Source organism: Vibrio sp. OPT18 (assembly GCF_015163615.1).
Taxonomy (GTDB): Bacteria; Pseudomonadota; Gammaproteobacteria; order Enterobacterales; family Vibrionaceae; genus Vibrio; species Vibrio coralliirubri.
Genome location: NZ_JADDYK010000053.1, coordinates 64,639 through 86,975, shown reverse-complemented (window position 1 = coordinate 86,975; position 22,337 = coordinate 64,639). Strand labels below are relative to the sequence as shown.

20 protein-coding genes are annotated in these 22,337 nt (G+C 43.9%); 4 read left to right on the top strand and 16 right to left on the bottom strand.

All coding sequences use genetic code 11. From position 1 onward, the window contains the following. From IQQ51_RS13570 to IQQ51_RS13520, 11 genes are all read right to left on the bottom strand, one after another. The coding region (locus IQQ51_RS13570; RefSeq protein ID WP_228012859.1) for an O-antigen ligase family protein at nucleotides 1-1,191 on the bottom strand (1,191 nt) is incomplete at its 3' end. 252 nt (nucleotides 1,192-1,443) lie between these two features. Further along, nucleotides 1,444-2,550, bottom strand: a complete 1,107-nt coding sequence (locus IQQ51_RS13565) for a glycosyltransferase family 4 protein (protein WP_193841332.1) — start codon at nucleotides 2,548-2,550, stop codon at nucleotides 1,444-1,446. After that, nucleotides 2,531-4,042 carry a sigma-54-dependent transcriptional regulator gene (locus IQQ51_RS13560; protein ID WP_193841331.1) on the bottom strand — a complete coding sequence of 504 codons (1,512 nt, stop codon included), beginning with the start codon at nucleotides 4,040-4,042 and terminating at the stop codon, nucleotides 2,531-2,533. Before IQQ51_RS13560 ends, IQQ51_RS13565 begins: the two co-directional genes overlap by 20 nt. A gap of 223 nt (nucleotides 4,043-4,265) precedes the next feature. After that, nucleotides 4,266-4,670 (bottom strand): Hpt domain-containing protein, encoded by a 405-nt coding sequence (locus IQQ51_RS13555; protein WP_122081550.1) that lies wholly within the window; start codon nucleotides 4,668-4,670, stop codon nucleotides 4,266-4,268. A gap of 411 nt (nucleotides 4,671-5,081) precedes the next feature. Next, nucleotides 5,082-6,314 carry a quaternary amine ABC transporter ATP-binding protein gene (locus tag IQQ51_RS13550; RefSeq protein ID WP_048615892.1) on the bottom strand — a complete coding sequence of 411 codons (1,233 nt, stop codon included), beginning with the start codon at nucleotides 6,312-6,314 and terminating at the stop codon, nucleotides 5,082-5,084. Continuing rightward, the gene (locus tag IQQ51_RS13545) at nucleotides 6,307-7,206 is read right to left on the bottom strand and encodes an ABC transporter permease (protein ID WP_050645132.1); all 900 of its coding nucleotides are present in this window, start codon (nucleotides 7,204-7,206) and stop codon (nucleotides 6,307-6,309) included. Before IQQ51_RS13545 ends, IQQ51_RS13550 begins: the two co-directional genes overlap by 8 nt. Before the next feature lie 147 nt (nucleotides 7,207-7,353). Continuing rightward, nucleotides 7,354-8,346 (bottom strand): ABC transporter substrate-binding protein, encoded by a 993-nt coding sequence (locus tag IQQ51_RS13540; RefSeq protein ID WP_193841330.1) that lies wholly within the window; start codon nucleotides 8,344-8,346, stop codon nucleotides 7,354-7,356. 555 nt (nucleotides 8,347-8,901) lie between these two features. Beyond that, a complete protein-coding gene (locus IQQ51_RS13535) occupies nucleotides 8,902-9,591 on the bottom strand; it encodes a tyrosine-protein kinase family protein (protein ID WP_050645553.1) in 690 nt (229 codons plus the stop codon). Then, nucleotides 9,591-11,690: an SLBB domain-containing protein gene (locus tag IQQ51_RS13530; protein ID WP_048611051.1), complete on the bottom strand. Its 2,100-nt coding sequence runs from the start codon at nucleotides 11,688-11,690 to the stop codon at nucleotides 9,591-9,593. Before IQQ51_RS13530 ends, IQQ51_RS13535 begins: the two co-directional genes overlap by 1 nt. Further along, on the bottom strand, nucleotides 11,687-12,523 hold the full coding sequence (locus IQQ51_RS13525) for an OmpA family protein (RefSeq protein ID WP_193841329.1): 837 nt from the start codon (nucleotides 12,521-12,523) through the stop codon (nucleotides 11,687-11,689). The genes IQQ51_RS13530 and IQQ51_RS13525 overlap by 4 nt, the downstream gene beginning before the upstream one ends. 62 nt (nucleotides 12,524-12,585) lie before the next feature. Continuing rightward, a complete protein-coding gene (locus tag IQQ51_RS13520) occupies nucleotides 12,586-12,915 on the bottom strand; it encodes an STAS domain-containing protein (protein WP_004733793.1) in 330 nt (109 codons plus the stop codon). A 310-nt stretch (nucleotides 12,916-13,225) separates the two neighbouring features. Between IQQ51_RS13520 and IQQ51_RS13515 the strand changes: the two genes are divergently transcribed. Beyond that, on the top strand, nucleotides 13,226-14,068 hold the full coding sequence (locus tag IQQ51_RS13515; RefSeq protein WP_052878422.1) for a DNA ligase: 843 nt from the start codon (nucleotides 13,226-13,228) through the stop codon (nucleotides 14,066-14,068). Nucleotides 14,069-14,168: 100 nt separating this feature from the next. On the opposite strand, the gene IQQ51_RS13510 is transcribed toward IQQ51_RS13515, so the two are convergent. After that, entirely contained in the window at nucleotides 14,169-15,539 is a 1,371-nt protein-coding gene (locus tag IQQ51_RS13510; protein ID WP_048611045.1) for an MATE family efflux transporter, read from the bottom strand. A gap of 161 nt (nucleotides 15,540-15,700) precedes the next feature. Here IQQ51_RS13510 and IQQ51_RS13505 point away from each other — a divergent pair, with 161 nt between their 5' ends. Continuing rightward, a complete protein-coding gene (locus IQQ51_RS13505; RefSeq protein ID WP_193841328.1) occupies nucleotides 15,701-16,309 on the top strand; it encodes a riboflavin synthase subunit alpha in 609 nt (202 codons plus the stop codon). Between the two features lie 185 nt (nucleotides 16,310-16,494). Here the strand turns inward: IQQ51_RS13505 and IQQ51_RS13500 are convergent, their stop codons facing one another. Together IQQ51_RS13500 and IQQ51_RS13495 are read right to left on the bottom strand one after the other, a co-directional pair. Continuing rightward, the gene (locus tag IQQ51_RS13500; protein ID WP_004733789.1) at nucleotides 16,495-16,698 is read right to left on the bottom strand and encodes a CPXCG motif-containing cysteine-rich protein; all 204 of its coding nucleotides are present in this window, start codon (nucleotides 16,696-16,698) and stop codon (nucleotides 16,495-16,497) included. A 93-nt stretch (nucleotides 16,699-16,791) separates the two neighbouring features. Then, on the bottom strand, nucleotides 16,792-17,658 hold the full coding sequence (locus IQQ51_RS13495; protein WP_048611040.1) for a fructosamine kinase family protein: 867 nt from the start codon (nucleotides 17,656-17,658) through the stop codon (nucleotides 16,792-16,794). 585 nt (nucleotides 17,659-18,243) lie between these two features. On the opposite strand from IQQ51_RS13495, the gene IQQ51_RS13490 reads away from it, so the two are divergent. Next, entirely contained in the window at nucleotides 18,244-18,588 is a 345-nt protein-coding gene (locus IQQ51_RS13490) for a DUF3802 family protein (RefSeq protein ID WP_010440912.1), read from the top strand. A gap of 108 nt (nucleotides 18,589-18,696) precedes the next feature. Here IQQ51_RS13490 and IQQ51_RS13485 read toward each other — a convergent pair whose 3' ends face one another. Next, complete coding sequence (locus IQQ51_RS13485) at nucleotides 18,697-19,182, bottom strand: C40 family peptidase (RefSeq protein WP_050634347.1); 486 nt, start codon at nucleotides 19,180-19,182, stop codon at nucleotides 18,697-18,699. A gap of 104 nt (nucleotides 19,183-19,286) precedes the next feature. Between IQQ51_RS13485 and IQQ51_RS13480 the strand changes: the two genes are divergently transcribed. Then, nucleotides 19,287-21,332 carry a methyl-accepting chemotaxis protein gene (locus IQQ51_RS13480; protein ID WP_193841327.1) on the top strand — a complete coding sequence of 682 codons (2,046 nt, stop codon included), beginning with the start codon at nucleotides 19,287-19,289 and terminating at the stop codon, nucleotides 21,330-21,332. Between the two features lie 189 nt (nucleotides 21,333-21,521). Here the strand turns inward: IQQ51_RS13480 and IQQ51_RS13475 are convergent, their stop codons facing one another. Continuing rightward, nucleotides 21,522-22,325: a sterol desaturase family protein gene (locus tag IQQ51_RS13475; RefSeq protein ID WP_193841326.1), complete on the bottom strand. Its 804-nt coding sequence runs from the start codon at nucleotides 22,323-22,325 to the stop codon at nucleotides 21,522-21,524. Nucleotides 22,326-22,337 lie beyond the last annotated feature (12 nt).

Genomic DNA, 22,337 nt, shown 5'->3' with positions numbered 1-22,337 from the left:
GCTTTTTAATCTTGCTAACGTAGAGCGAGAGGTTTTGATCAAAGAAACGATAAGGCAGACAAAAATGATCAGACCAATAAAGCCTGTTTCTGCCAACACACCAAACCAAGTACTGTGAACGGCGTGATTCAGTCCGTCCCAGTGCGAACTATAAAAGAAGTAGTTCGAGAAGAAGTTGTTCAACCCTACGCCAGTCAGAGGATTCTCAACTGCCATTTTTACTGCTGCTTCCCATGCATAGATTCGCCCCATTGCAGATTCATCGATACCTTGTTCAGCTGCACCACCAGAAGATCTGTCTGAGATACCAGCAACTAAATAGAGCACTACGGCCGCGACAGATCCTACAGAGATTAACAGGACTTTAGAGCGCACTAGCTTCCACGCAAAAATACCAATCACCGCAATACACCCCAGTAGTCCGCCACGGCTTTGAGTAGCAATAATGGCGGCGAGCAGTAACAAACAAACTAAGGTACTGATTAAACGTTTGGAGCGTGAGATGCCAGTCGTGGTGGCTTGGCTTATCGTAAAGGCGAGTGGGAACATCAGTACCAGTGCTAGGTCGTTCGGGTCGCCTAACATAGAACCAAAATCGCGGCCAATAGTCACACGTGATCCCTCGACAAGCCCAATACCATTTACTGAGTTGTACACGGCAATAGAGCTGACTAAAGCGCCAGCGTAGATAATCGTCATCGCGGTTTTTGCGAGATTTTCCGTGGTGTTTACTAGCCAAGTAATCGCAAGCGTCATCACGATAATTTTCCAATAAACGCCCTTGAATTCTGCTAGTGCTATTGGCCTGTTGGACGCGAAGATAATACCAATGAAAACCAATATCCAAAATATGGCGAGCCAATTTAAACAAGGGTGCCAGAAGATTTTAAGCTCTTTACTAATTAATGCATGCCAGAGCAAAGCTGACAGTGCTCCTAGTGAAAGCATCAGCGGTATTTTTAACGAATAGAGCTGAGGTACGGCTTCGTGAATTCGGAAAAATGAAAAGACAACGAACAATAGAACTAACCAGAATGTCTTGTTTAACACGAATAACCCGGCTAATGGCACAAGAGCGAGCGCCACAATGACAGCAGGGTGAGGCACAAAGTACCAAACAACACCAAGCCCAGCACACAAGGTGCTGATCGTGATGATGACTGGCAATCTATTGGCTTCAGGGTTGACCATTGTGACCTCTATTGGCAAATAAACTCTTTATGACTCGGCTCGTAATCTTTTTAAGACGTAGTTACGCCTGATGTTAAAGATTGCAAAGTGAGTGCCAGTTATGCATTTTGTTTAAATTACTGATTTAATGTTGGATTATTAAGTGAGGGCGTAGCCTTGAGGTGAGTTTTGTCATTTTGAGAATCAGTATAAAACTGACTAAAGTACTTAAATCATTAAGCCCAAATAACCAGTTGTCTACTAAGACGAGTATTAACGCTCGAGTTGATAGATTTCCAACAACTGCGGGACAACGGCTTGTGGAGAGTATTGGTTTTTCACGGTTTCTATCGCGTGACTCTTGAGAGAGTCACGTTGCTCGCTCGTCAATGACATCCACAAAGATAAAAACTGTTCTAGCTCAGCTTCTGAATTTGCAAGGTAGCCGTTAACTTGATGCTCGATGAGTTGAGGCAAGTTACCAACTGAGGTGGCGAGAACGGGAATGCCACGAATCATGGCTTCTAATGCCGCCATAGGTAAGCCTTCAAAGCGAGAAGGGATGATTAACAGATCGATTTGGCTCCAGACGTCGTCCATATTGGTCTGATGCCCATGAAAGGTCACATTATCAGGCGGCGATTTAACTAAGATGTCGATTTCTGGCCCGTCACCAAAAAGCTCAAACCGAACATCAGGAAACTGTCTGGCTAATGTAACAAATCGATCAGGCGCTTTTTCATGGCTCAATCGCCCCACAAAACCAACATGGAATGGGCTTGATGAACGGGAGTTTGTTAACCCAGTTGGGACTTTAACAAAGTTATTCAATTGATGGGTTTGACTCGGCACTTTCGCTTTAATCTTTTCACTGACCACGAGCGACTGATCAGAAAGAAAACTGCTGTAACGGTCGAGCCAATCATAAAGCCATACTTTGCCTGTTGGGGTTTCACCTGCGTGATAAGTGGTGATTTGCTTTGTGTTGTTGAAACGAGGCGGAAGCTTGATTAACTTGCTGACCAAACTGGCTTTGTAACCATGAGCATGGATAAGCCTTGGTTGATAATGTTGAACTGCACGTTTCAGCTGTGTCGCGCTATTGCCATTTGAATCTGCAGAACATGAGGCTAAATCGGAGAGGTAACTAAAAGGGATGCTTAGCGCATTCAACTTTTCAACGATGATCGCTTCAGGATTAAACTTAGTCAAAAGAACGATACGAACAGCCTCTGAATACCGAGCGCTTTCCGATATCAGGCCTTGTGCTAATTCTAAAACATGCGTTTCTATGCCTCCAAAAGTTTGGCTGTCGATCAACAGCCAAATCTCATGAAGGTTTATGTCGAGTGCACCTTGGTTAGGCTTGATTGTACTCATCTTCCGATTCCCAAGCCTGTTTCTTACGATAAACAGTAGAAGGGCTAAGTTCTAACAGCACAGCAGCGTTTAACACATTCCCATCGCAATGATTGATGGCATGTTGAATGGCTTCACGTTCTATTTGCCACATTGGACGAATAGCACCTTCGCTTGTGGTAAATGCAGGCGTCATCGGCTCGTTGTGAGTTTGAGCAACTGACGATTGCTCCAACTCTTCTGGAGTAATCGGTGGCAACTTAGCTTCTGGTGCTTCAACAACAGCAGGTTGGGGCGCAGTTACTCGAATTGGTGTCACTGATTTAGATGATGGAGCTGCATCTACTTTATTAATCGGAGGCGGTAACATGTCTTTAGTCACGCTCGTTTCATTGTTCAACACCACGATGTTACGGATGATGTTTTGCAACTGACGCACGTTGCCTGGCCAAACGTAACGTTTAAGTAGTTTCTGCGTTTCTTTGTCTATTGATTTAAACTTCTTCTTGTCTTGCTTCGCGTACAGCTTCAAGAAGTGATTAGACAGGGTGACGATGTCACTTCCTCGTTCACGAAGCGGTGGCATCTCGATAGGCACAACGTGAACACGATAGTAAAGGTCTTCTCTGAAGCGTCCTTCTTCTACCTCAACCAGTGGATCGCGGTTGGTTGCACAGATAATTCTGACATCCACTTTAATCTCGCGGTTGCCACCAAGTGGGGTAAATGTACCGGTTTGCAAAAATCGTAGGAGCTTCTTCTGCATCTCCAGTTCCATTTCACAAAGCTCATCGAGAAATAGGGTGCCGCCATGCGCTTGCATCGCTGCACCTTTACGGTCGGTTGTCGCACCGGTAAACGCACCTTTAACGTGGCCGAAGATTTCACTCTCCATTAGGTCTCGCGGGATAGCGCCACAGTTAATAGCCACGAAAGGTTTACCATTACGCTGACTTTCTTGGTGAATAGCTTCCGCACACACTTCTTTACCGGTACCACTTTCGCCGTTAATAAACACGCTGGCAGTGGTTGGTGCTACCGAATCAATGATCTTGTAAACCGCCTGCATAGGTAAGCAAGAGCCGATGAAATTATGAAAGCGGTCACGATCGAACTTGCTTTGCATGTTATCGACAAGGTTTTCGAGTTTCGCTCTTTTTAGATGCAAGCTAACAGAGGTCTTGAGTCGATCGGCTTGAATGGGTTTCTCTAAGAAGTCTTCTGCACCGCGTTGGATAAGGTCTACAGCAATGTTTACTGAGCCATGAGCTGTCGCGATGATGACTGCAGTCGGTATTTCATTCGCACTAATCCAATCTAAGACTTCTTCGCCTGGCATGTCGGGCAGCTTAAGGTCAAGAATCACAAGCTGTGGAGAGTGCCTTTCAATGAAGGTCTTAGCTTCCGCGCCGGTTTCGACGTGGAAAATATCATAGGGCTCGTCTTTTACGTACTGCTTGTAGAGTACGGCGAGTGAGGTGGAGTCTTCAACTAACAATACCTTAGGGCGCATTGTGTATTCCTTTTGAAACTTTATCCTAACCAATCAATAACATAGTGATATTCAACCATCAATACGAGTCTTGTGTATTTGTTATCTACCGCATGCAATCTTTTAAGAAGCGGCCGGTACAACTTCTCGCATTGCTGTTCATGATGGAGCACATCTTATGGCGACTATATTAATAACGACTGTTTTGAGTTTTTAATCTGATACCGATAATGAACATGCAAAGCTAGCTGAAGCCTGCCTCTTTCCTTTCAAGCAAGGCTTTTATTGAACGCTCTGCGAGCTCTAGTAATTCATCAACTTGTCGAAATGCAGCATCATGACTCTGTTCTAAGCATTGTTTTTCTAAAGCGCGAGCTAATTCACCCAAAGGGCGATTACCTAACGAAAGCGCTGTGCTGCCGAGAGTGTGGACCTCGAACTCAAGTGTTTGAGCGTCTTTCTGCGTGACAGCCTCTTTTATAGCGACCAAGCGTGTTTGTGATTCTTCGACATAATGGTCGATCAAGATAGGGATAATGTCCGCACTGGTATCGCGAATCATTTGCTCCAGAACACTTTCATCGACAAGCTCGCTCACTTGTTGTGAGTTTAGATTTGTAGCTGCGTCTGACGCTAAAGTAGAATTCATCAAACTAAGTCCTTTTGTTGAGCTTAATATCCGTGAGTACTATTAAGTACTAGTCATTTTCTAGAATAATTTCAACTGGTTGCCGTACAAATAGCGCATTTATTTGGCATCTCGTTCATCTTGCTACTGGGTTTGTGACAAACCTAACGGACTGATTTAATTTTGTTTTCTCTTATGAAATATCAACTTAGGTGCCTATAAAGCCTAAGGTGCGGGCATATCTCAGGATAAAACGAGGCCAATACAAATAAAAAAGACCACTGCAGTGAATTAACAGCAGTGGTCTTAAAGCGGGATAAGCAGTTTGGGTTAATCTAAATAGCTATATAATCAAAATAGCGATAACCCAAATACCTATAACGCAAATAGCGATAATTTAAACAGCCGAGCTCTAAATAACGAAAAGTAGAACTACGAAGCTTTAGCAATCTTTGGCTTTGGGTCGGCTTCTACTTCTTCCTCGCTACTTTCTGAGAAGATATCAGCAACAGCGCTTCTCTCTAGTTCACCTTTTAGATTTCCGTCTTCATCAACAACCGGAAGAGAGTAGTCACAAGACATTGTGTCGGGTAGCACTTCTTCAATCACCGCATCAGGTAAGATGGCAGGGACTTCTTCGTATATCTCATCACTAAAGTCATGTACCGATGAATCTTCAACGGCGTCTTGTAGGCTCTCTTGTGTGACTAGCCCTTGATAGCCGTCATCCGTTACGTGATAAGCGTAATCGTTTTTCAGCATCTTCATTTGTGCCAGAGCACCTTCAATCGTTTCTGATGTGATTCGATAAAGAGGAGGCTGCATAACGGTTTCAACGGTCAATGCACGAGCGCGGTTTACGTCTTTCACGAACGCTTCCACGTAATCATCAGCTGGATTTAGCAGAATCTCATGTGGTGTGCCTTGTTGTACTAACTCGCCGTCTTTCAAAATTGCGATTCTATCGCCTAGGCGGAGTGCTTCGTCCAGATCGTGAGTGATGAAAACAATCGTTTTATGAAGCTTCTCTTGAAGTTCTATAAGCTGGTCTTGCATTTCACTTCGAATCAAAGGGTCGAGTGCCGAAAAGGCTTCATCCATTAACAAGATTTCAGCGTTAGTACACAGAGCGCGAGAAAGGCCAACACGTTGTTGCTGACCACCTGAAAGTTGCGCAGGGTATTGCTTGCCGTAACCTTTCAAGCCCACCGTTTCTAACCATTCATTGGCTTTTGCTAAACGGTCTTCTTTTTTGATGCCTTGTACTTCTAACCCGTACGCAACGTTTTCTACCACTGTGCGATGAGGCATTAAACCAAAGCGTTGGAATACCATCGACATTTTATGACGACGGAACTCTTCTAACTGTTTAGTGTTGAGGCTCATCACATCAATGCCTTCAACCATGATTTTACCTTGAGTCGGGTCAATCAAACGGTTGAAGTGGCGAATCAGCGTCGATTTACCCGAGCCAGAAAGCCCCATGATTACGAAGATTTCGCCACGGTTAATCTCAAGGTTAATTTCTTTTAAACCAACGGTATGACCCGTATCCGCAAGAATCTGATCTTTGTGTTCGCCGTTTTGAACTCGGTTCATAACAGACATTGGTTTCGGTCCAAACACCTTGTATAGACCACTAATCTCAATCAATGGTTTAGTCATGCTTGAGTCCTCCTAAATGCGCATTAGTTCTTCTTGCGTACGCTTGTGAAGCGCGGTCAAAAAGGATTGCGAGGGCAACGATGGCGAAACCATTCATCAAGCCTAATGTGAAGTACTGGTTAGTAATCGATTTAAGAACCGGTTGTCCTAGGCCTTTAACACCAATCATGGATGCGATAACAACCATAGACAGTGCCATCATGATGGTTTGGTTGATACCCGCCATAATCGTTGGCATTGCTAGAGGAAGTTGAACACCCCACAAGCGCTGCTTTTTGCTCGCACCAAAAGCGGTAGCGGCTTCAAGGACTTCTTTATCGACTAGGCGTATGCCTAGATTGGTCAAACGAATCACAGGTGGAATCGCGTAGATAACAACGGCGATTAGCCCTGGAATCTTACCGATACCAAGTAGCATTACCACTGGAATCAAGTAAACGAATGCAGGCATGGTTTGCATGATATCGAGCATCGGCGTAACGATAGATTGCGCTCGATTTGAACGAGCCATCGCAATGCCAATTGGAATGCCTAAGAATATTGAAACCAAGGTACACACAGTAATGATACTGAGCGTTCGCATGGTGTCTTCCCACATTCCAAAGTAACCGATGAGAAGCAGTGAAACAACACAGCCTAAAGCCAGTTTCCAAGAACGGCTTGCTGCGTAGACAAGGCTGGTACACACGGCGAGGACTATAATCCAAGGTGTTGAGATAAGGAGTTTTTCAAACCAAACAAGGAATGAAAGAAGAGGGTCAAAGAGAGATTCAATCATTTCACCGTATTCACGGGAAAATTCACGGTATGCGCCATCTAGCGTCTTTTTTATGGTTCGTAAATCACCGCGTTCCATCTCTGGAAAGCTTGATAACCAATTGCTGTCAGCCATTTTATATCCTTATAGTTCGGAGCCACTTGTCCATGCGATAAGAAAATCGCTAATGAAAAGGGCTCCGAATCATGAATAACATCAAGTATAGCGACGTTATTTCTGTTTTATTGTTGAAGCGTAATTACTTGTTATTAAACCAAGATCTTACAGCTCTGCTTCAACTTTCTTAGCCACTTCTTGAGAAACCCATGGGTGCCATACTTCTGGGAATTCACTCAAGAAATGCAGACTCGCTTCTTCGCCATCAGCTTGGTTGTCTTCCATCCAAGCAAGTAGCGAGTTCATTTTGTCGTTTGTGAAACCACGTTTAGTAAAGTAGTCGTATGCTTCAGGAGCACGTGACGCAAAACTTTCAGTGGTAATCGTGTGGACAGGTGAAGGCGGGTACATGGTTGCTTTTGGCGATTCACAATCTTCTTTGGTGGTACAGTTAAGGAACTCTTGCTCATTAACGCCACTGCCAAAGTCGACTTTAACCATGTCGTATTTACCTAGCACAGCGGTCGGTGCCCAGTAGTAACCAAACCAAGCTTCTTCACGTTCATAAGCTTTTGCGATAGAGCCAGATAAGCCGGCACTCGAGCCTGGATCAACAATCGTGAAACCGCTGTTTTCTAGCTCAAGAGCATTAAACAAGTTTCCGGCGCTGATCTGACAGTTCCAGCCTGCAGGGCAGCTGTAGAATGCAGATGTATCTGGGTCTTCAGGGTGTTTGAATAAGCTTGCGTTTTTGCGTACGCCTTCGATGGTTGCCATTTCAGGGTACTGTTTAACTAGGTAAGCTGGAACCCAAAAGCCTTCTTCGCCGCCGTTCACAAGTGCTTTACCTGCGTAGCGAAGACGTTTTTCTTCAACACCTTTATCTAATGCGTCTTTTAAGCTGTTGCTCCAAAGTTCAGGTGCAACATCAGGCTGGCCTTTTTCGATCATAGACGTGCCTGTTGGCATAGTGTCGCCAGGGATAAGTTCAGCATCACACCCATAACCATGTTCAAGGATGAATTGGTCGATATTGGCGATCAGTGTTGCAGAGTTCCAGTTCATATCTGCGATTGTTACGCTGCCACATTCTCCAGCGTTAGCATTACCGCTGGCTGCTGCTACTAACAAAAATACGGAGCTTAACTTGTATTTCATATTGAGTTTCCTTTCTCTTTAATAATACAACTAAGGTAACCAAGGTAAATTGATTATCTAAATTGCTCGATGGTGATCCTTTCCGTGTATTTGAACCATTTGAGAAGAAGGAGGGATGGGTGAAGTTTGAATAGATAAACGTGCAAAGTCAGTGAAGTGTGATTTGCCAATTCATCCACTGTGTTTCAACAGCCATCGGATAACTTTGTCAAACTATTACAAATTCGTCAAAAACCACCTCTATTTATAATCTTAGGGAATAATCGTACGAATTCCATCTTTGATGCGATTTACATGGCACTTTAACCGCCTGTGTCACATTACCGCTAAAGTTAGGTGTGGGGCTGTTGATTTTTGAAGGGATTTAAAGGTGGTAAGACCATAATTGACGTATGTGAAATGCGTTGAATGGTTTTAAAAATCTTATTTTTAACAATAATTTCGCCAAAAACACCCAATTTGGTTTTGAATTATTCAGAGCTGTTGAAGCTTTAAGTCTAATCGGATAGGTGGCTGTCATGGTTTTAATGACAGCCAGAAAGTAGCAAAAGAAAGTTACATCGGAAGGTTCAAAAACTCATTTTGATACAGCTTGTTTGCCAAGCTATCGCGAAGCTTAACGGGGATGAATTTCATTCGATTGATTTGTCTGACCAACTCTTGTGCAAAGCTAGGCTTTTGTTTCATGTTCATCACGCAGCCCATTAGGTTGATGCTTTGTGCATCAAGCAGCTTTTTCGCTTGTTCTAGGTGGTGACTCGACGTTTCACCATAGGCGACAACCATCAATGTACTGTCACAAGCACTCGCGACAGACTGAGCCGGAATGTTGCCTTTGTTTATGTTGAGAAGCGGTGAGGTATCAATGATGACTCTGTCGTATTTCTCTAACCATTTGTTGACCACTTTTTGTAACGTTGTCGGATCTTTATAAGCCAATTGCGTTGAAGCAACTTGTGGAGCAGGTACACCGATAAACGTACGCTGAGATTCAACATGTTCAATCAATTGACCTTGCTGATTGTCTTCTAGCATATTCAAATCTTTGAAAGCAGGGTTGAACAAGTTGAGATCAACATAAAGCGTTGAATGACCCGCAAGAAGAAAACGCTCGGCTAATGCGGTTGCAATAGATGTTACCCCGTCACCTGAATGACAGGCGGTAACGCATATTGATTTTTGGCCGTTAAGTTCAGAAGCTAAATACAGTTGCTCGACTTCGGCATGGGTTGCTGAAATAGTCATTATAAAGCTCCTATTAATACGATGGTGGTCGTAATACGCAGTATGTCATCGAGTCCCACACGTGCTTTTTCAATAAAGCTTTCGCGACGGTCTGGAATGTAAATCGTGTCACCAGCGCGTAGCACCGGCAGGTTGTAAATGTTCGCCGTTTTACTGAACTCTACAAGGTCGAAGGTACGAGCCTGACCTTGGCAGCAAGACATATTGACGATGGTAATTTTCTCTACGTAAGCATTGTCGGTAGGGCCTGCTGCTTCTGCCAGAATATCTAGAATGGTCATGTTGTCGTTGAACACATAACGGCCTGGGTTGTTAATCGCACCAAGTACACGAACGGTTTCTTCTTTCGGTGTATCTAACCAGTTTTTGCCTTTCTCTGGGATGTAAATCGTGTCGCCAGTGGTTACGTTTGGCAGCAACGATTCGTCACCGGTTTCGAAGTACAGTGATAAGTTAAGTTTGCTTACTTGCGAATAGGTTTTGTCACGATGCGTTACTCGAACGTTGTGGATGTCAGCATCCTTTGTTGGACCGTCAGCCGCAGACAAGATATCAAGGAAGTGCATGTCTTTTGTGAAGCGGTAACGACCGGGCGCATTCACTTGTCCAAAGATGTAGATCGAAGCATCAGAACTTTGACGAACCCATTGTGATTTATTGTCTGAAGGATCTTGTGGCAGGTCGTGAACACGTACGATAGAACCCGCTCGAATTTGTGGCATTTGGTCACGTGGCGCACCATTTCGAATAAAATCATCAAGGTTAAACACAACTAGCTTTCTACCAGTAACAACCTCGATTTTCGATGTGTCAGCGCGTAGCGTAGGGCCGCCGACGTGTGCCAATAGCCCCATGAAGTTCATTTCATCTGACCATTCAATACGACCAGGTCGATTCACCTCACCAATCACGTTAACTGCTCTGTCTGGCGTAATTTTCAGCCAAGACTTCTCGTTCATGTCGGTTTTCTCGGGAACGAAAATCGCGTCACCAGCTTTGATGCTAGGAGGGTTAGAGTTAGGTAAGCCTTCAGTGTAAGCCGCTAAATCGAATTTAAGCACTCTGCCATCTGCTTTGATGACACGGATTTGTCGTGACTCTGCAAATCGAGTTGGGCCGCCCGCATTCGCCAAGATATCCATAAAGGTCGCGTCTCTTTTGCCTTCAAAAGCACCAGGGGCTGCGACTTCGCCCATTACGTAAACCATGTTGGCGCCGGATTTGATCTCTTCTTCTTGCTTGGGAACGAAAATGGTCGCACCCGGGCGTAAAATTGGAAGCAGACTTTCGTCACCAGAATCTAAGTAACGTTTTAGGTTGAATAGCGTTGGGGTGTTGTTCGAAATCACTCGGATTTGCTCAACACTGGCATAGCGAGTTACGCCGCCCGAACGCATAAGTACGTCGACAAGGTCGGTGTTCTCTTTGTAAGTGAACGAACCCGGCGCGTTTACCTCACCAAACACTTTGATGGAGTTACGAGAATCTGCACTGTCGCCTGAGTTAGCAAGCTTTGCTGCATCGAACTCTTGTTCTATGTTACCGACTAATGGAGAAGCCGGAACGAACAATGAATCCAGTGATTGCAGAGTAGGTAATGTTGACTCGTCTCCTGAATCAAGGAATCGTTTGTAGTTAAACTCTTTCTTATCTGCGCCTCGCTTTAGAATCAGCTTATCCAATTGCGCGCCCGGGCGTAAACCACCCGCAGCGTAAAGTGCCATTTGGATGCTAGAACCTAATGCGAGCGTGTATTCGCCAGGCTGTTCTACATAACCTTGCACGTAGATGATGATTTGCTGCTCTTTTACATACACTGAAGCGTTCGAAAGATCTTTATAAGCGGTTGCCAGCGACTCTAGAACCACTTTGTTAAGCTGCTCACTGTCGTAACCTGCAACAAACACAGCGCCTACTTCAGGAAGGGTAATACGGCCACGCTTATCCACTTGGAACCCCGTGTTTAAGGTACTTTCACCGGGTACGTTAACTTGGATAAGGTCACCGACTTGAACTGCGTCTGAAAACTCATCGTTAGCATTGACGACATTCGCAAAGCATAACGATAGGGTGATGATAAAAGCGATCAAGGATTTCATAGTCCACCTCCCATTTTCTCGGCATTCTTAGGCGAGATAATTTCGATACTCACTCGGCGGTTCGTTAAACGCGTGCCGTCGGATTCACCTTCAAAAAGAGGGGCGGTTTCGCCAACAGAGACGGCTTTGATTCGTTGAGCGCCTAGACCAAAAATAGTCAGGTAGCGTTCGACTTGTTTCGCTCGTCCAAGTGCTAACTTATCGTTGTATTCTTCGGTACCTGTCGCATCAGCATGGCCGGTAACCACAAGGTCTAGAGATTTGTGTTCTTTCAGTAGGCTGGTTGCTTCCGCAAGTCTTCCCATGTACTTCGGGTTTACTTCAATCGAATCTTCCGCGAATTGGTTATCAACATTAAGCAGGTCATACAACTGTTCGATAACTGACAGTTGCATTCTAAATTGGGTTTCATTTTTTGGTGGCTCACAGCGGGCTTGAGAGGTTACGTAATCCAGTTGGACTTCAAGTTCATTTAGGCGTTTTCTTTGAATCACTAAGTCGTTGGCTGCATCCAGTAGTAGACCGCCTTGAAGTTCACGAGCAATACGATTTTGCTTTTCGATTGCTTGAACAACAGCAGCGGGGAAGCACCAACGAGCGCCTTCTTGGATCAAGGCATCAAGGTGCAATTTAGCAAGCTGCCAATCAAAGCGTAATCCATGTTCTGGACCAAGTGGCTCGTCTGGCATGACAGGAGAGAAGTCTGAGTTTTGATAGTTGATAGAATCGTAACTTTCAGCCAAACCCCCTGTGCCTTGTTCAGGATAGCTAGTGCAGCCACCCAGAACGAGAGCATACAGAGAAAGGGCTATGTAGTTTTTCAGTATTTTCATGCCAACGTCCTATGTTTCTAATTTTTATTATTATTTTTTGTTACTTCTAGCTTAGCGGATCTTCATGAATTTGTAGGATTTTTTGAATTTACTGGGATAGCGTGACCAATACGTAGTAAGTTCATAATTTCAAGAGGCTGACCAGTTACATTTTCAAGTCGCATGTTGCGTTCGCGCTCAGTCAGACGTTTGAACATATAAACAATCGCGCCAACACCAGATGAATCTAAAAACTCAACTTGGCTAAAATCAACTTCGATTTCAGGGTGGCCATCGTTAGAAATCACATCGTCGATGTCGGTTTGTGCATCACGACTGCCTGCTGCATCCAAATCACCGAAGATAGAAAGCGTCAGTGTCGTTGTATTCAAATCAATCTTACGTAGTTCCATAGCGATATCTCCTTTAAGTATGTATTGACAAGTGCACTGAATGTGCCAACTTTTATGTTGTTATTTTTCAATGGGTTATATTTAGTGCGAATTCCCATCTCATATTGAGAAAAGGCGTTTCTCAATATGAGAACTAAAAACGGCGGAACATATGAGAGCTATAAATCATTACTCTGTTGAATCAATGCAAGGGTTAGATAAGGTTGATGAGTGGATCGCATCTTCTGGCAAAGATTGTCTAACTGGGTGTTAGAGCGCTTAGGATTAAAGACATTTGTTGACCACTACAGATATTAATATGGAGCAGATGATGAGATTAACCAAACTGGCTTTAGCCACTCTATGGGCGTGTTCGCTTTCATCTCATTCATCCTATTTGCCTCCTGACCATTTGGTGCTTGCAAACTCCTACCAGCAAGGCATAGATGTTTCTGAATACTGGAAGAGTGAAAAACTTGATGGGATTCGGGCTCTATGGGATGGACAACACCTTTATACACGCAATGGCAATCGCATTTACTCACCCAAGTGGTTTACGGAAAACTTGCCTAAGGTCCATCTCGAAGGAGAGTTGTGGGCAGGAAGGGGCAAGTTCCATCTCGTTCAATCCACCGTTCTCGACCATACGCCGAGTGACACAGCATGGCGCCAAATCGATTTCATGCTGTTTGATATGCCCGGCGCCGCAGGAGATTATCAAAAGCGCTATTACAACATTTTGCATTGGGTAAGCGTGATTGGAGAATCTCATGTCAGCTACATAGAACATGTACCAATTCACAGTGAAGAGGCTTTGTTTCATCAACTTGATAATGTCGATGAGCGTAATGGTGAAGGTTTGATGCTTAGAAAGATCACCAGTCGTTATCAAGCAGGCCGAAGTAATGATTTGTTAAAGCTTAAAAGGCATCATGATGCCGAAGCTACGGTTATTGGCTACAAGGGTGGTACAGGGAAGTATAAAGGGATGATGGGTTCAATTTTGGTTCACACAGAAGAGGGGGTGGAATTTTATATAGGCAGCGGGTTCAGTGACCAAATGAGACTTGCACCGCCAGAGATCGGCAGCCGTATTACCTTTCGCTACAATGGTTTTACTCAAAACGGAAAACCCAAGTTTGCGCGCTTTGTTCGAGAGAAGAGTGAATATTAAGGCAGATACGATCTACCTGACCATTAAACGAAAAGAGCCCTGAAAATCAGAGCTCTTTTTTGTATTCGAAATCAGATAGACCGACTTAGTGAGTGCGAATCTAGCGCGAACTAAACTCTAGCTGTACGTCGTCGTCCTGCTTGTGCATCCAGTGTAGACGCATACCCAGCATAATCGCTGCTGACGTTAGACCGACGATGAAACCAATCCAGAAGCCGTGCGCACCCATAGGTTCAACAATCCAATCTTTCATACCCAAGATGTAGCCGATAGGAAGACCAAGCAACCAGTAAGCCACAAAGGTGATGTTGAAGATTGAACGCATGTCTTTGTAGCCACGCAGAGCACCTGCAGCGATAACTTGGATTGCGTCAGTGCATTGATAAACCGCCGCGAACAACAGCAACTGCATTGCAACGGTAATTACCGCAGTGTTCTCTGTGTAAAGTAATGCAACCTGCTCTCTAAACAGAACCGTTAACGCCGCTGTCATTAAGGCTGTAACTAAACCAACAATGATACCCACGTGTGTCGCGATCTTAGCGCCTTCGGTGTTGTTTTCGCCCAACTTATGCCCAACACGAATACTCACGGCTGCACCGATACTCATTGGAATCATGAAGACTAGCGAAGAGAAGTTGATCGCGACTTGGTGCGCGGCAACAATCAATGAACCTAATGGTGCAACTAACAGCGAAACCACCGCGAACAGGGTTACTTCGAAGAAGATAGCAGCCGCTACCGGGAAACCAAGTCTAAACAGACGAATTTGAGCTTTAAGTTGAGGCTTATGGAATGTACCGAAGATGTTAATCTTCGCCAAACGCTTTGATGTTAAAACGTAAGCGAACAGCAATGCAAACATCACCCAGTAGACAATAGCCGTTGCCACGCCACAGCCAACACCGCCCAGAGCAGGAGCACCAAGTTTTCCGTATACGAACATCCAGTTAAGCGGGATGTTTAATAGCAAGCCAATAAAACCAATCACCATTGCAGGCTTAGTTAAAGACATTCCATCCGTAAAGCTTCGCAATGTTTGGAACAACAAAAACGCAGGTACAGCAAACATCACCGCATTCATATAGCCGATGGTCTTTTCTGCCATGAGTTGTTCAATGTCCATCCACTCCAATATCAATTGTGTCTGGAACAGTACACCAATGATAGGAAGAGAGATAACGAGCGCTAAAAACGCACCTTGTTGAATCTCAAATGGAATTTTGACTTGTCGACCAGAACCATTCAGCTGTGCAACGACAGGAACCAACGCCATCAATAGACCGACACCAAATAAAATTGATGGTAGCCAGATACTTGCTGCAATAGAAACCGCCGCCATATCGATAGCACTTACGCCACCGGCCATCACGGTATCAACAAACCCCATTCCAGTTTGTGCAACAGATGCGATCAATACTGGGGTCGCAAGTTTGATTAGATTCGAGGATTCTTCTTTGTAACGGTGCACAAACAACTCCAAATGAGAGGGAAAATTAGAATAATAGTGTAGGAAAGGACATTCTGAAGGAATCAGAGACAATGATCTTAAGCTTCCACTGGACGAATCATAAAGAAATGTCACAATAACTGCTATGAAAAACTGTTACTAGAATGCTAAATAGGAATCTTATGTTTACAGGTATCGTTCAAGGCACGGCAACACTGGTTGCTATAAACAAAAAAGAGTTGTTTCAAACTCATACCATTGAGTTAAGTGACGAAATGGTTGAGGGGTTAGCAATTGGCGCTTCAGTAGCTCATAACGGTTGTTGCTTAACGGTAACGGAAATTTCAGGCAACCAGATTGCTTTTGATTTAATGCAAGCGACATTGCGATTGACGAACTTAGGCCAGCTGAATGTTGGTGACAAAGTGAATGTTGAGCGTGCAGCAAAGTTTGGTGATGAAATTGGCGGGCATAGCATGTCTGGCCACATTACACTGATGGCTAATCTCGTTGATGTGATTAAGACAGAAAACAACCGCACGCTTTGGTTTGAGCTGCCTCAAGAATCAATGAAGTATGTGTTGAGTAAGGGTTACATCGGCGTTGATGGTTGTTCATTGACGATTGGTGAAGTGGAAGAGAACCGTTTCTCTGTTCACCTGATCCCAGAAACGCTGAATCGCACTCTGTTTGGCGGCCGTGAAGTAGGCGACCAAGTAAACATTGAGTTTGATCCTCAAACACAAGCGATTGTTGATACTGTCGAACGCGTACTAGCAAACCAAAAATAGTAGTTGCGCTTTATCAACAGCACTTTCTTAAAAAGCGCTGACTAAGTAAACCTCGAAGACATTAAAAAAGAGCACATTGAGTGCTCTTTTTCTATTTGTGTGTATTTGTGTTTTTCTAGGCTAGCCTCAAAATCGAAGGTAGCTCAAAATCGAGGTGTAGATCCAACTCGACAAGAGAGTAGGTGTTAGAAGACTTGTTCGTCGTCTGCATCAATCGAGAGATTAATCCTGTCTCTTACTTCATCTACCTGCATGTCGAGGTGAATGGCATTGCAACATGCTGGGCAATCGTCATAAAAATCTTGGCTCCCATTAGAAGCATCAAGCGTTATGCTGATGGCATGCCCACAGTGGGGGCAGGAGACATGTTTCTCTGTGTATTTATGCATCGCGAATTCTCCTCACTGTAACTTGTTCCAATCGTAGTCGCTTGTATAGATCGTAGTTGCTTTATAGAACGACTTAGCTAGTTGTGATTGGTATTAAACGGCCTGTATCTTCTGAATGCATGCTTCAGTTTGTGCTAAATATTCGCCGCCAAATTGATTGCAGTGGTTAAGAAGATGGTACAAGTTGTAAATGTCTTTCCGATCAGTATAGCCAACGTCGAGTGGATTGACGCTCTGGTAACCGTCATAAAACTCTTTTGGAAATCCTTCAAACAATTCCGTTAATGCCAAATCGCATTCATGATCACCCCAGTAACAAGCCGGGTCGTAACAGATTGGCCCAAAGGCTGAATTTGCTACATTGCCATTCCAAAGATCCCCATGAAGCAAAGAAGGGCGAGGGTTGTGGCCAGCAAGACGCATATTCACCACATCAACGATGTCATCAATATCACCAAACTCGATGCCTTTCTCTTTGAGCAGTTGCAGTTGGAAACCAATGCGTTGCTCAGAGAAAAAGCGCCCCCATTTCTTATGCCAAGGGTTGGGTTGAAGTGTACTGCCGATATAGTTGTCTTGGTCGCAACCAAACTCTTTTTGCTCTCCCCATTGATGAAGCTGCGCAAGCTGTACGCCGAAATCGAAGCTATTGTTGCCCGTCTCTAGCGGTTTGGTTGGTAAGTAGTTGAGAATAATGAACGAGCACTCTTTGGTTTTGCCAATAAGCACCAACTCAGGAACGTAAACGGTGGAGGTTTCTCTTAACAAGCGTAAGTTCTCAGCTTCAATTTCAAACTTAGGTAAAAATTCTCGCTGATTCACTTTCACAAAGTAACGTTCATTACCATCGCTGATCATATAGCAATCGTTAATGTCGCCACCAGAAACCTTGGTACGTTCAGTAATCTGAAAGTTAAATAGAAGAGTATCTGAAAGTTGTTGAGAAATGGCCTGCCACATAGGAAATCCTCAAAGACTGAAAGTTAAAAAGATTGAAGGTTAGAAATACTGTTTGTTTAATAGCAATAGTTTAGGATAAATCTGAACAATTTATAGACGCACTCGTCAATGTTCTTAGCTCTTCTTCATCTTACGCAGAATCAATTGGCCGAATTGTGAACTCGAACTGATTCAAGCTCTTTGAAATACAAACATAAATTGAAAACCTGACGTGAAGAAATAGTTTGGAACTGGTCTCACAATCGAAACGGTTTTGAACGCCACAAACTGGAAAAGTGATTTGAGCTTGTTATTGTCTAGCGACTAAATTAAATGAGCTTTTAGAGTTAGTTGAAAGGGCTATTGTTAACTGGCGCAATACTTTGCTTCAAAGTTTGTCTTACACTTTGTTGGCGTGAATTTACTTATGTCGTAAGTAGGCAGGTGTACCACATAAAGCTATATCGATTTAAATTTAAGCTGAAATACTAACTAGGATCATTTTAATGCGGTTTTGGGCAATAAAGTGATGACAAATAGCTTCATTTACATAGTATTAGGCAAGTACGTATTAATCTGCTCTAGAGCTTAAAACGGAGAATTATTGTGGTTGTAGAAACCGATGGCTATTTGGCTTTAATCGAGCACCTATCATTCAACCTTGATGTGTTTACCAATAGTAATGGTGATACTGGAAACGAAAGTGTCGAAGACATTGTTACCGACATGATTTCAACGAACATCATGGCTATTTTCGAGCAAAACCCAGAGTTGCATTCGAGCGTTCGTTTTCAACTTTTGAAAGAAGCCGATGCCGTAGTAGCGGATCTTGGAGAAGTATTAGCGGGTGTGTGGGCTAAGAAAGCGACTAACGAACAAATTGTATTCCTTGATGAGTACATCGCGTTAGTAAAGAACCTGTTTGATACTGCTGTTGCTAAATACGATTAACGGTTTGTTTGCTCATTTATCGTCGTAATTGTTCAGCATAAATAACAACGGGCGTTTAAGTCGTATCTTTCTAGAGTTACCTCGCTCAGCGGTTTATCTTTCGAACCGCTATAAACGCCTAAAGTGCCAAAACTTGGATGCCCAGTAAGGGTTATCTAACCTAGAAATAATGACACCTTTCGATGTCGAGGCATGTAGAAATTGGTTGTTTCCTAAGTAAACGCCTACATGTCGCACCGTCATCGAAGTTTTGAAAAACACCAAGTCACCGCTTGTTGCTTCCCCATACGCAATTTCTTTTCCCTTTTTACTCTGGTCTTTTGTGGTTCTTGGTAGAGCTTGTTGAGTCGCATTTTGCACGGCGATTTGAACAAAAGCAGAGCAATCTATACCTCGAAATGATGTCCCACCGAAATGGTATGGCACACCTTTCCACTGTTCATACACGCTCATATAAGCATTTGTAGTCAATTGTTCTGACTTTGATAAGGGTTTCTGTGCGGTTTGACTAAGCTGAGAAGGCGATGGTGACGAGCTACAAGCAGCCAATGTTGCTAAAGTTATTGTAACTACAGCCATTTTTCTGATTTTCATATGTAACTCTTCTGACAAAAAACTGAAATAAAAACGTCATCAAGGACTTCTAGTATACGACCTAACTTAAGGATATCTCTTTTCGTAGTCAAACTGGATTTCACATGCCCGACACAAATTTATCAATAAAACCCTCACGTTATACATTCTCGCTCATTCAAACCGTCACTGCTGTATTTATTTCCATTCTTTTACTTGTTAGTTTTTTATCAATGGTTAGCATTCGGGGCGTTGAACGGGTCGGGGGACATTTTGATGCACTCTCGGAACAAGCATTACCCCTTGCTCTACATAATGCCGAATTAACGCAAAGCGTATTAGAACAAGTAAAACTTCTCACTTACAGCACCCAATCAACCGACTTAGATACACTGAATGCAACAAGGGGCTCAATTGACCAACTCGCGACAGAGAGCAATACCACGCTAGAGGAACTCCTTTTTATCTCCCAATCTTTTCCTGAGGCAATCTCTTTAGAGCAACAACAAAACCTTGTCGATGACATGGCGCAACTGCAAACCATGACCAACACGGTACTGCTGGCGCAGATCGAAATTCAAAGTAAGCAAAATCTGATCGACAGTAAAATGGGCGAGTTCCGTTATGGCGTTGGGTCTATCGGACCAGAAATGAATAGAATCAGCTCATTCTTGGTTGAAGACAACCCAGAAGCGAGCGATGCAGCGAACCGATTTACATCCAGCGCGTCTGCTATGGCGAACACCTTCTTGATGCTGATGATGCAATCTGACATTGATAAAGCACAAGACGAATACCGTCAATTGAGAAACCGAATCGCAGGCCTTAACTTGGCTTACAGCGATTTTGCCGATTGGCACCCAGACATCGCTGAGTTCGCGAGCTTGACGGCGCCTTATGAGATGGTGAAAGAAGGCTTTACAGAAGAAGGCGTAATCAAACAAATCCTCTTGAAACTCGAACTGGTTCAGCAGCAAGAGCAGAACTTAACGCAAGTCATTAACTTAGCGAACACCGTTATTAGCACATTGAATCAGCTGTCTTCTACCGCTTCCCACCTGATTGATGAAAGTGAACTGGTTGTAAATCAAACCATCACCAATATTGATCGAGTGTTGTTTATCAGCGGGCTAGTGATTGCCGTAATCATTGTGATTTCATGGTTCGTGTTACGCCGTTGGATGAACAAAGGGCTTAAAAACATAACTCAACAGTTGAGTTCACTGGCAGATCATGACTTCTCTAAACAGAGCGAATTGCTTGGGCCGCTAGAGCTGCAAGTTATTACTTCAAAACTCAATACGGTCGTTGATTCCACAGCTGATTCGGTTCGTTTGGTCACGCGCAACTGTGAGACGCTTTATCAAACCGCTGAAGTAAGTCATGACGCTGCAGAACAAACTAATTCGAGCTTGAACGAACAGAACGAATCACTTCAGAATATGATCACCACAATTACTGAACTAGAAGCATCGATTGGTGAGATAGCTCGTATCTCAAACGCATCGAACGACGATGCACAAATAGCAGAAGATGAGTCAGTGAATGGCAGCCAAGTGGTTGGCCTCAACCAACAACGATTACAAGCGCTTGAGCAATCTCTTAGCATGAGTGAAGAGTCTATGGCAGACTTGGATGGTCGAGTGAAACAGATTCGTGAAATGGTCGATATGATCAGTGGTATCGCTGAAAATACCAACTTATTGGCACTGAACGCTGCGATAGAAGCGGCGCGAGCAGGTGAACAAGGTCGAGGTTTTGCGGTAGTTGCAGACGAAGTGCGTAAATTGGCGAGCGGCACGTCCCAGCAAACCACCAATATTCGTAGCATGATGAACGAACTAGTCGCGGCAGCCGATCGCTCACGTGCTTCTGTAACGGAATCGAGAAGTGAGATGGCCAATGCACTGCAAACCAGTGGCGATGTAAGACAGGCCTTCGAGAAAATTGAATTCGCGGTGAGCCAGATCAAAGGTCGTGTTGAGCAAATCATGGTGGCTACCGAAGAACAAGCTCGTGCGACTGTCGATGTAACCCATTCAATCACCCGAGTATCTGAGCAGGGCGAGAATACTAAGCTGCAACTTGAATCTATGATCGAGAGTTCAGAGCAAGTCGGAGAGATAGCAGGGCACCAACAAGCTATGCTTCATAAATACGTACTGAAATAAGCGAGCGTGCTGAGTTAAGCCTGACAGCACAAGATTTGAAGCATTAGCTGCGCTTATATTCCTATCGATACACAAACGCCCTTAAATTCTCACAAGAATCTAAGGGCGTTTTGTTTTCGGATTAAGATAACTTTGGTATTAAACTTAGGTTGGTCTCAATATAAACTTGAGACTCAACTGAATTCGAACCTAGTCTTTCGTTGTCGGGAATCGTGCAAATGGCTGACGCAGCATCAAATCCAACCGTTGTTCTTTACCATCTTGAATCTCGGGAACACCAATATGCACCTTATCATGGTCAAGCTTGGGTTGGGCGCGGTAAGTCTTAAACCAGATGTCCCACACAGATAAAAAGAAACCAAAGTTTGAATGGGTTTCTTTCACAATGACCGAGTGATGAACGCGGTGCATGTCTGGTGTCACAATCACTTTTCTTAATAGCTTATCGAACCATATCGGAAGACGTGCATTGCTATGGTTAAACATCGCGCTGGCATTAAGAACAATTTCAAAGATCACGACAGCAATGACAGGCACACCAAGTGCGATCACCAAACTCACCTTGATTAGCATTGAAAGAATCATCTCAATAGGGTGAAAGCGCGTTCCAGTTGTGACATCAATATCGAGGTCCGCATGGTGAACTCGATGTAGCTTCCACAACCAAGGAACACGGTGAAACACCAAGTGCTGTAGGTAAATGGCACAATCCAAGAGCAATACACAGATCAGAATGGTCAATTCTTTCGGAAGTGACAGGGTATTGAACAAACCCCATTGGTTGTCTTGTGCGATAACCGCCGCTTGGAATGCAGCAATAGGAATTAGAGTGGCCAATAGAAAGCTGTTCAAAGCAACCAGCGCAAAGTTGTTTCCCCAGCGAAACCATTTGCTTTGGGTTAGTGTTTTACGTGGAAAACGGTATTCCCAAATCGCACACAGTCCGAAAACGACAATAAAACAAACAAGGCGAAGCAGTGATGGGTCTTGCATGGGAATTCCTTC

What these genes read in the sequence shown, in the direction of transcription:
- IQQ51_RS13505 (WP_193841328.1), top strand. Translation starts at nt 15,701, where the DNA reads ATGTTTACAGGTATCGTTCAAGGCACGGCAACACTGGTTGCTATAAAC.
- IQQ51_RS13530 (WP_048611051.1), bottom strand. Translation starts at nt 11,690, where the DNA reads ATGAAATCCTTGATCGCTTTTATCATCACCCTATCGTTATGCTTTGCG.
- IQQ51_RS13475 (WP_193841326.1), bottom strand. Translation starts at nt 22,325, where the DNA reads ATGCAAGACCCATCACTGCTTCGCCTTGTTTGTTTTATTGTCGTTTTC.
- IQQ51_RS13525 (WP_193841329.1), bottom strand. Translation starts at nt 12,523, where the DNA reads ATGAAAATACTGAAAAACTACATAGCCCTTTCTCTGTATGCTCTCGTT.
- IQQ51_RS13565 (WP_193841332.1), bottom strand. Translation starts at nt 2,550, where the DNA reads ATGAGTACAATCAAGCCTAACCAAGGTGCACTCGACATAAACCTTCAT.
- IQQ51_RS13555 (WP_122081550.1), bottom strand. Translation starts at nt 4,670, where the DNA reads ATGAATTCTACTTTAGCGTCAGACGCAGCTACAAATCTAAACTCACAA.
- IQQ51_RS13485 (WP_050634347.1), bottom strand. Translation starts at nt 19,182, where the DNA reads ATGAAAATCAGAAAAATGGCTGTAGTTACAATAACTTTAGCAACATTG.
- IQQ51_RS13480 (WP_193841327.1), top strand. Translation starts at nt 19,287, where the DNA reads ATGCCCGACACAAATTTATCAATAAAACCCTCACGTTATACATTCTCG.
- IQQ51_RS13520 (WP_004733793.1), bottom strand. Translation starts at nt 12,915, where the DNA reads ATGGAACTACGTAAGATTGATTTGAATACAACGACACTGACGCTTTCT.
- IQQ51_RS13545 (WP_050645132.1), bottom strand. Translation starts at nt 7,206, where the DNA reads ATGGCTGACAGCAATTGGTTATCAAGCTTTCCAGAGATGGAACGCGGT.
- IQQ51_RS13550 (WP_048615892.1), bottom strand. Translation starts at nt 6,314, where the DNA reads ATGACTAAACCATTGATTGAGATTAGTGGTCTATACAAGGTGTTTGGA.
- IQQ51_RS13560 (WP_193841331.1), bottom strand. Translation starts at nt 4,042, where the DNA reads ATGCGCCCTAAGGTATTGTTAGTTGAAGACTCCACCTCACTCGCCGTA.
- IQQ51_RS13535 (WP_050645553.1), bottom strand. Translation starts at nt 9,591, where the DNA reads ATGACTATTTCAGCAACCCATGCCGAAGTCGAGCAACTGTATTTAGCT.
- IQQ51_RS13495 (WP_048611040.1), bottom strand. Translation starts at nt 17,658, where the DNA reads ATGTGGCAGGCCATTTCTCAACAACTTTCAGATACTCTTCTATTTAAC.
- IQQ51_RS13540 (WP_193841330.1), bottom strand. Translation starts at nt 8,346, where the DNA reads ATGAAATACAAGTTAAGCTCCGTATTTTTGTTAGTAGCAGCAGCCAGC.
- IQQ51_RS13500 (WP_004733789.1), bottom strand. Translation starts at nt 16,698, where the DNA reads ATGCATAAATACACAGAGAAACATGTCTCCTGCCCCCACTGTGGGCAT.
- IQQ51_RS13515 (WP_052878422.1), top strand. Translation starts at nt 13,226, where the DNA reads ATGAGATTAACCAAACTGGCTTTAGCCACTCTATGGGCGTGTTCGCTT.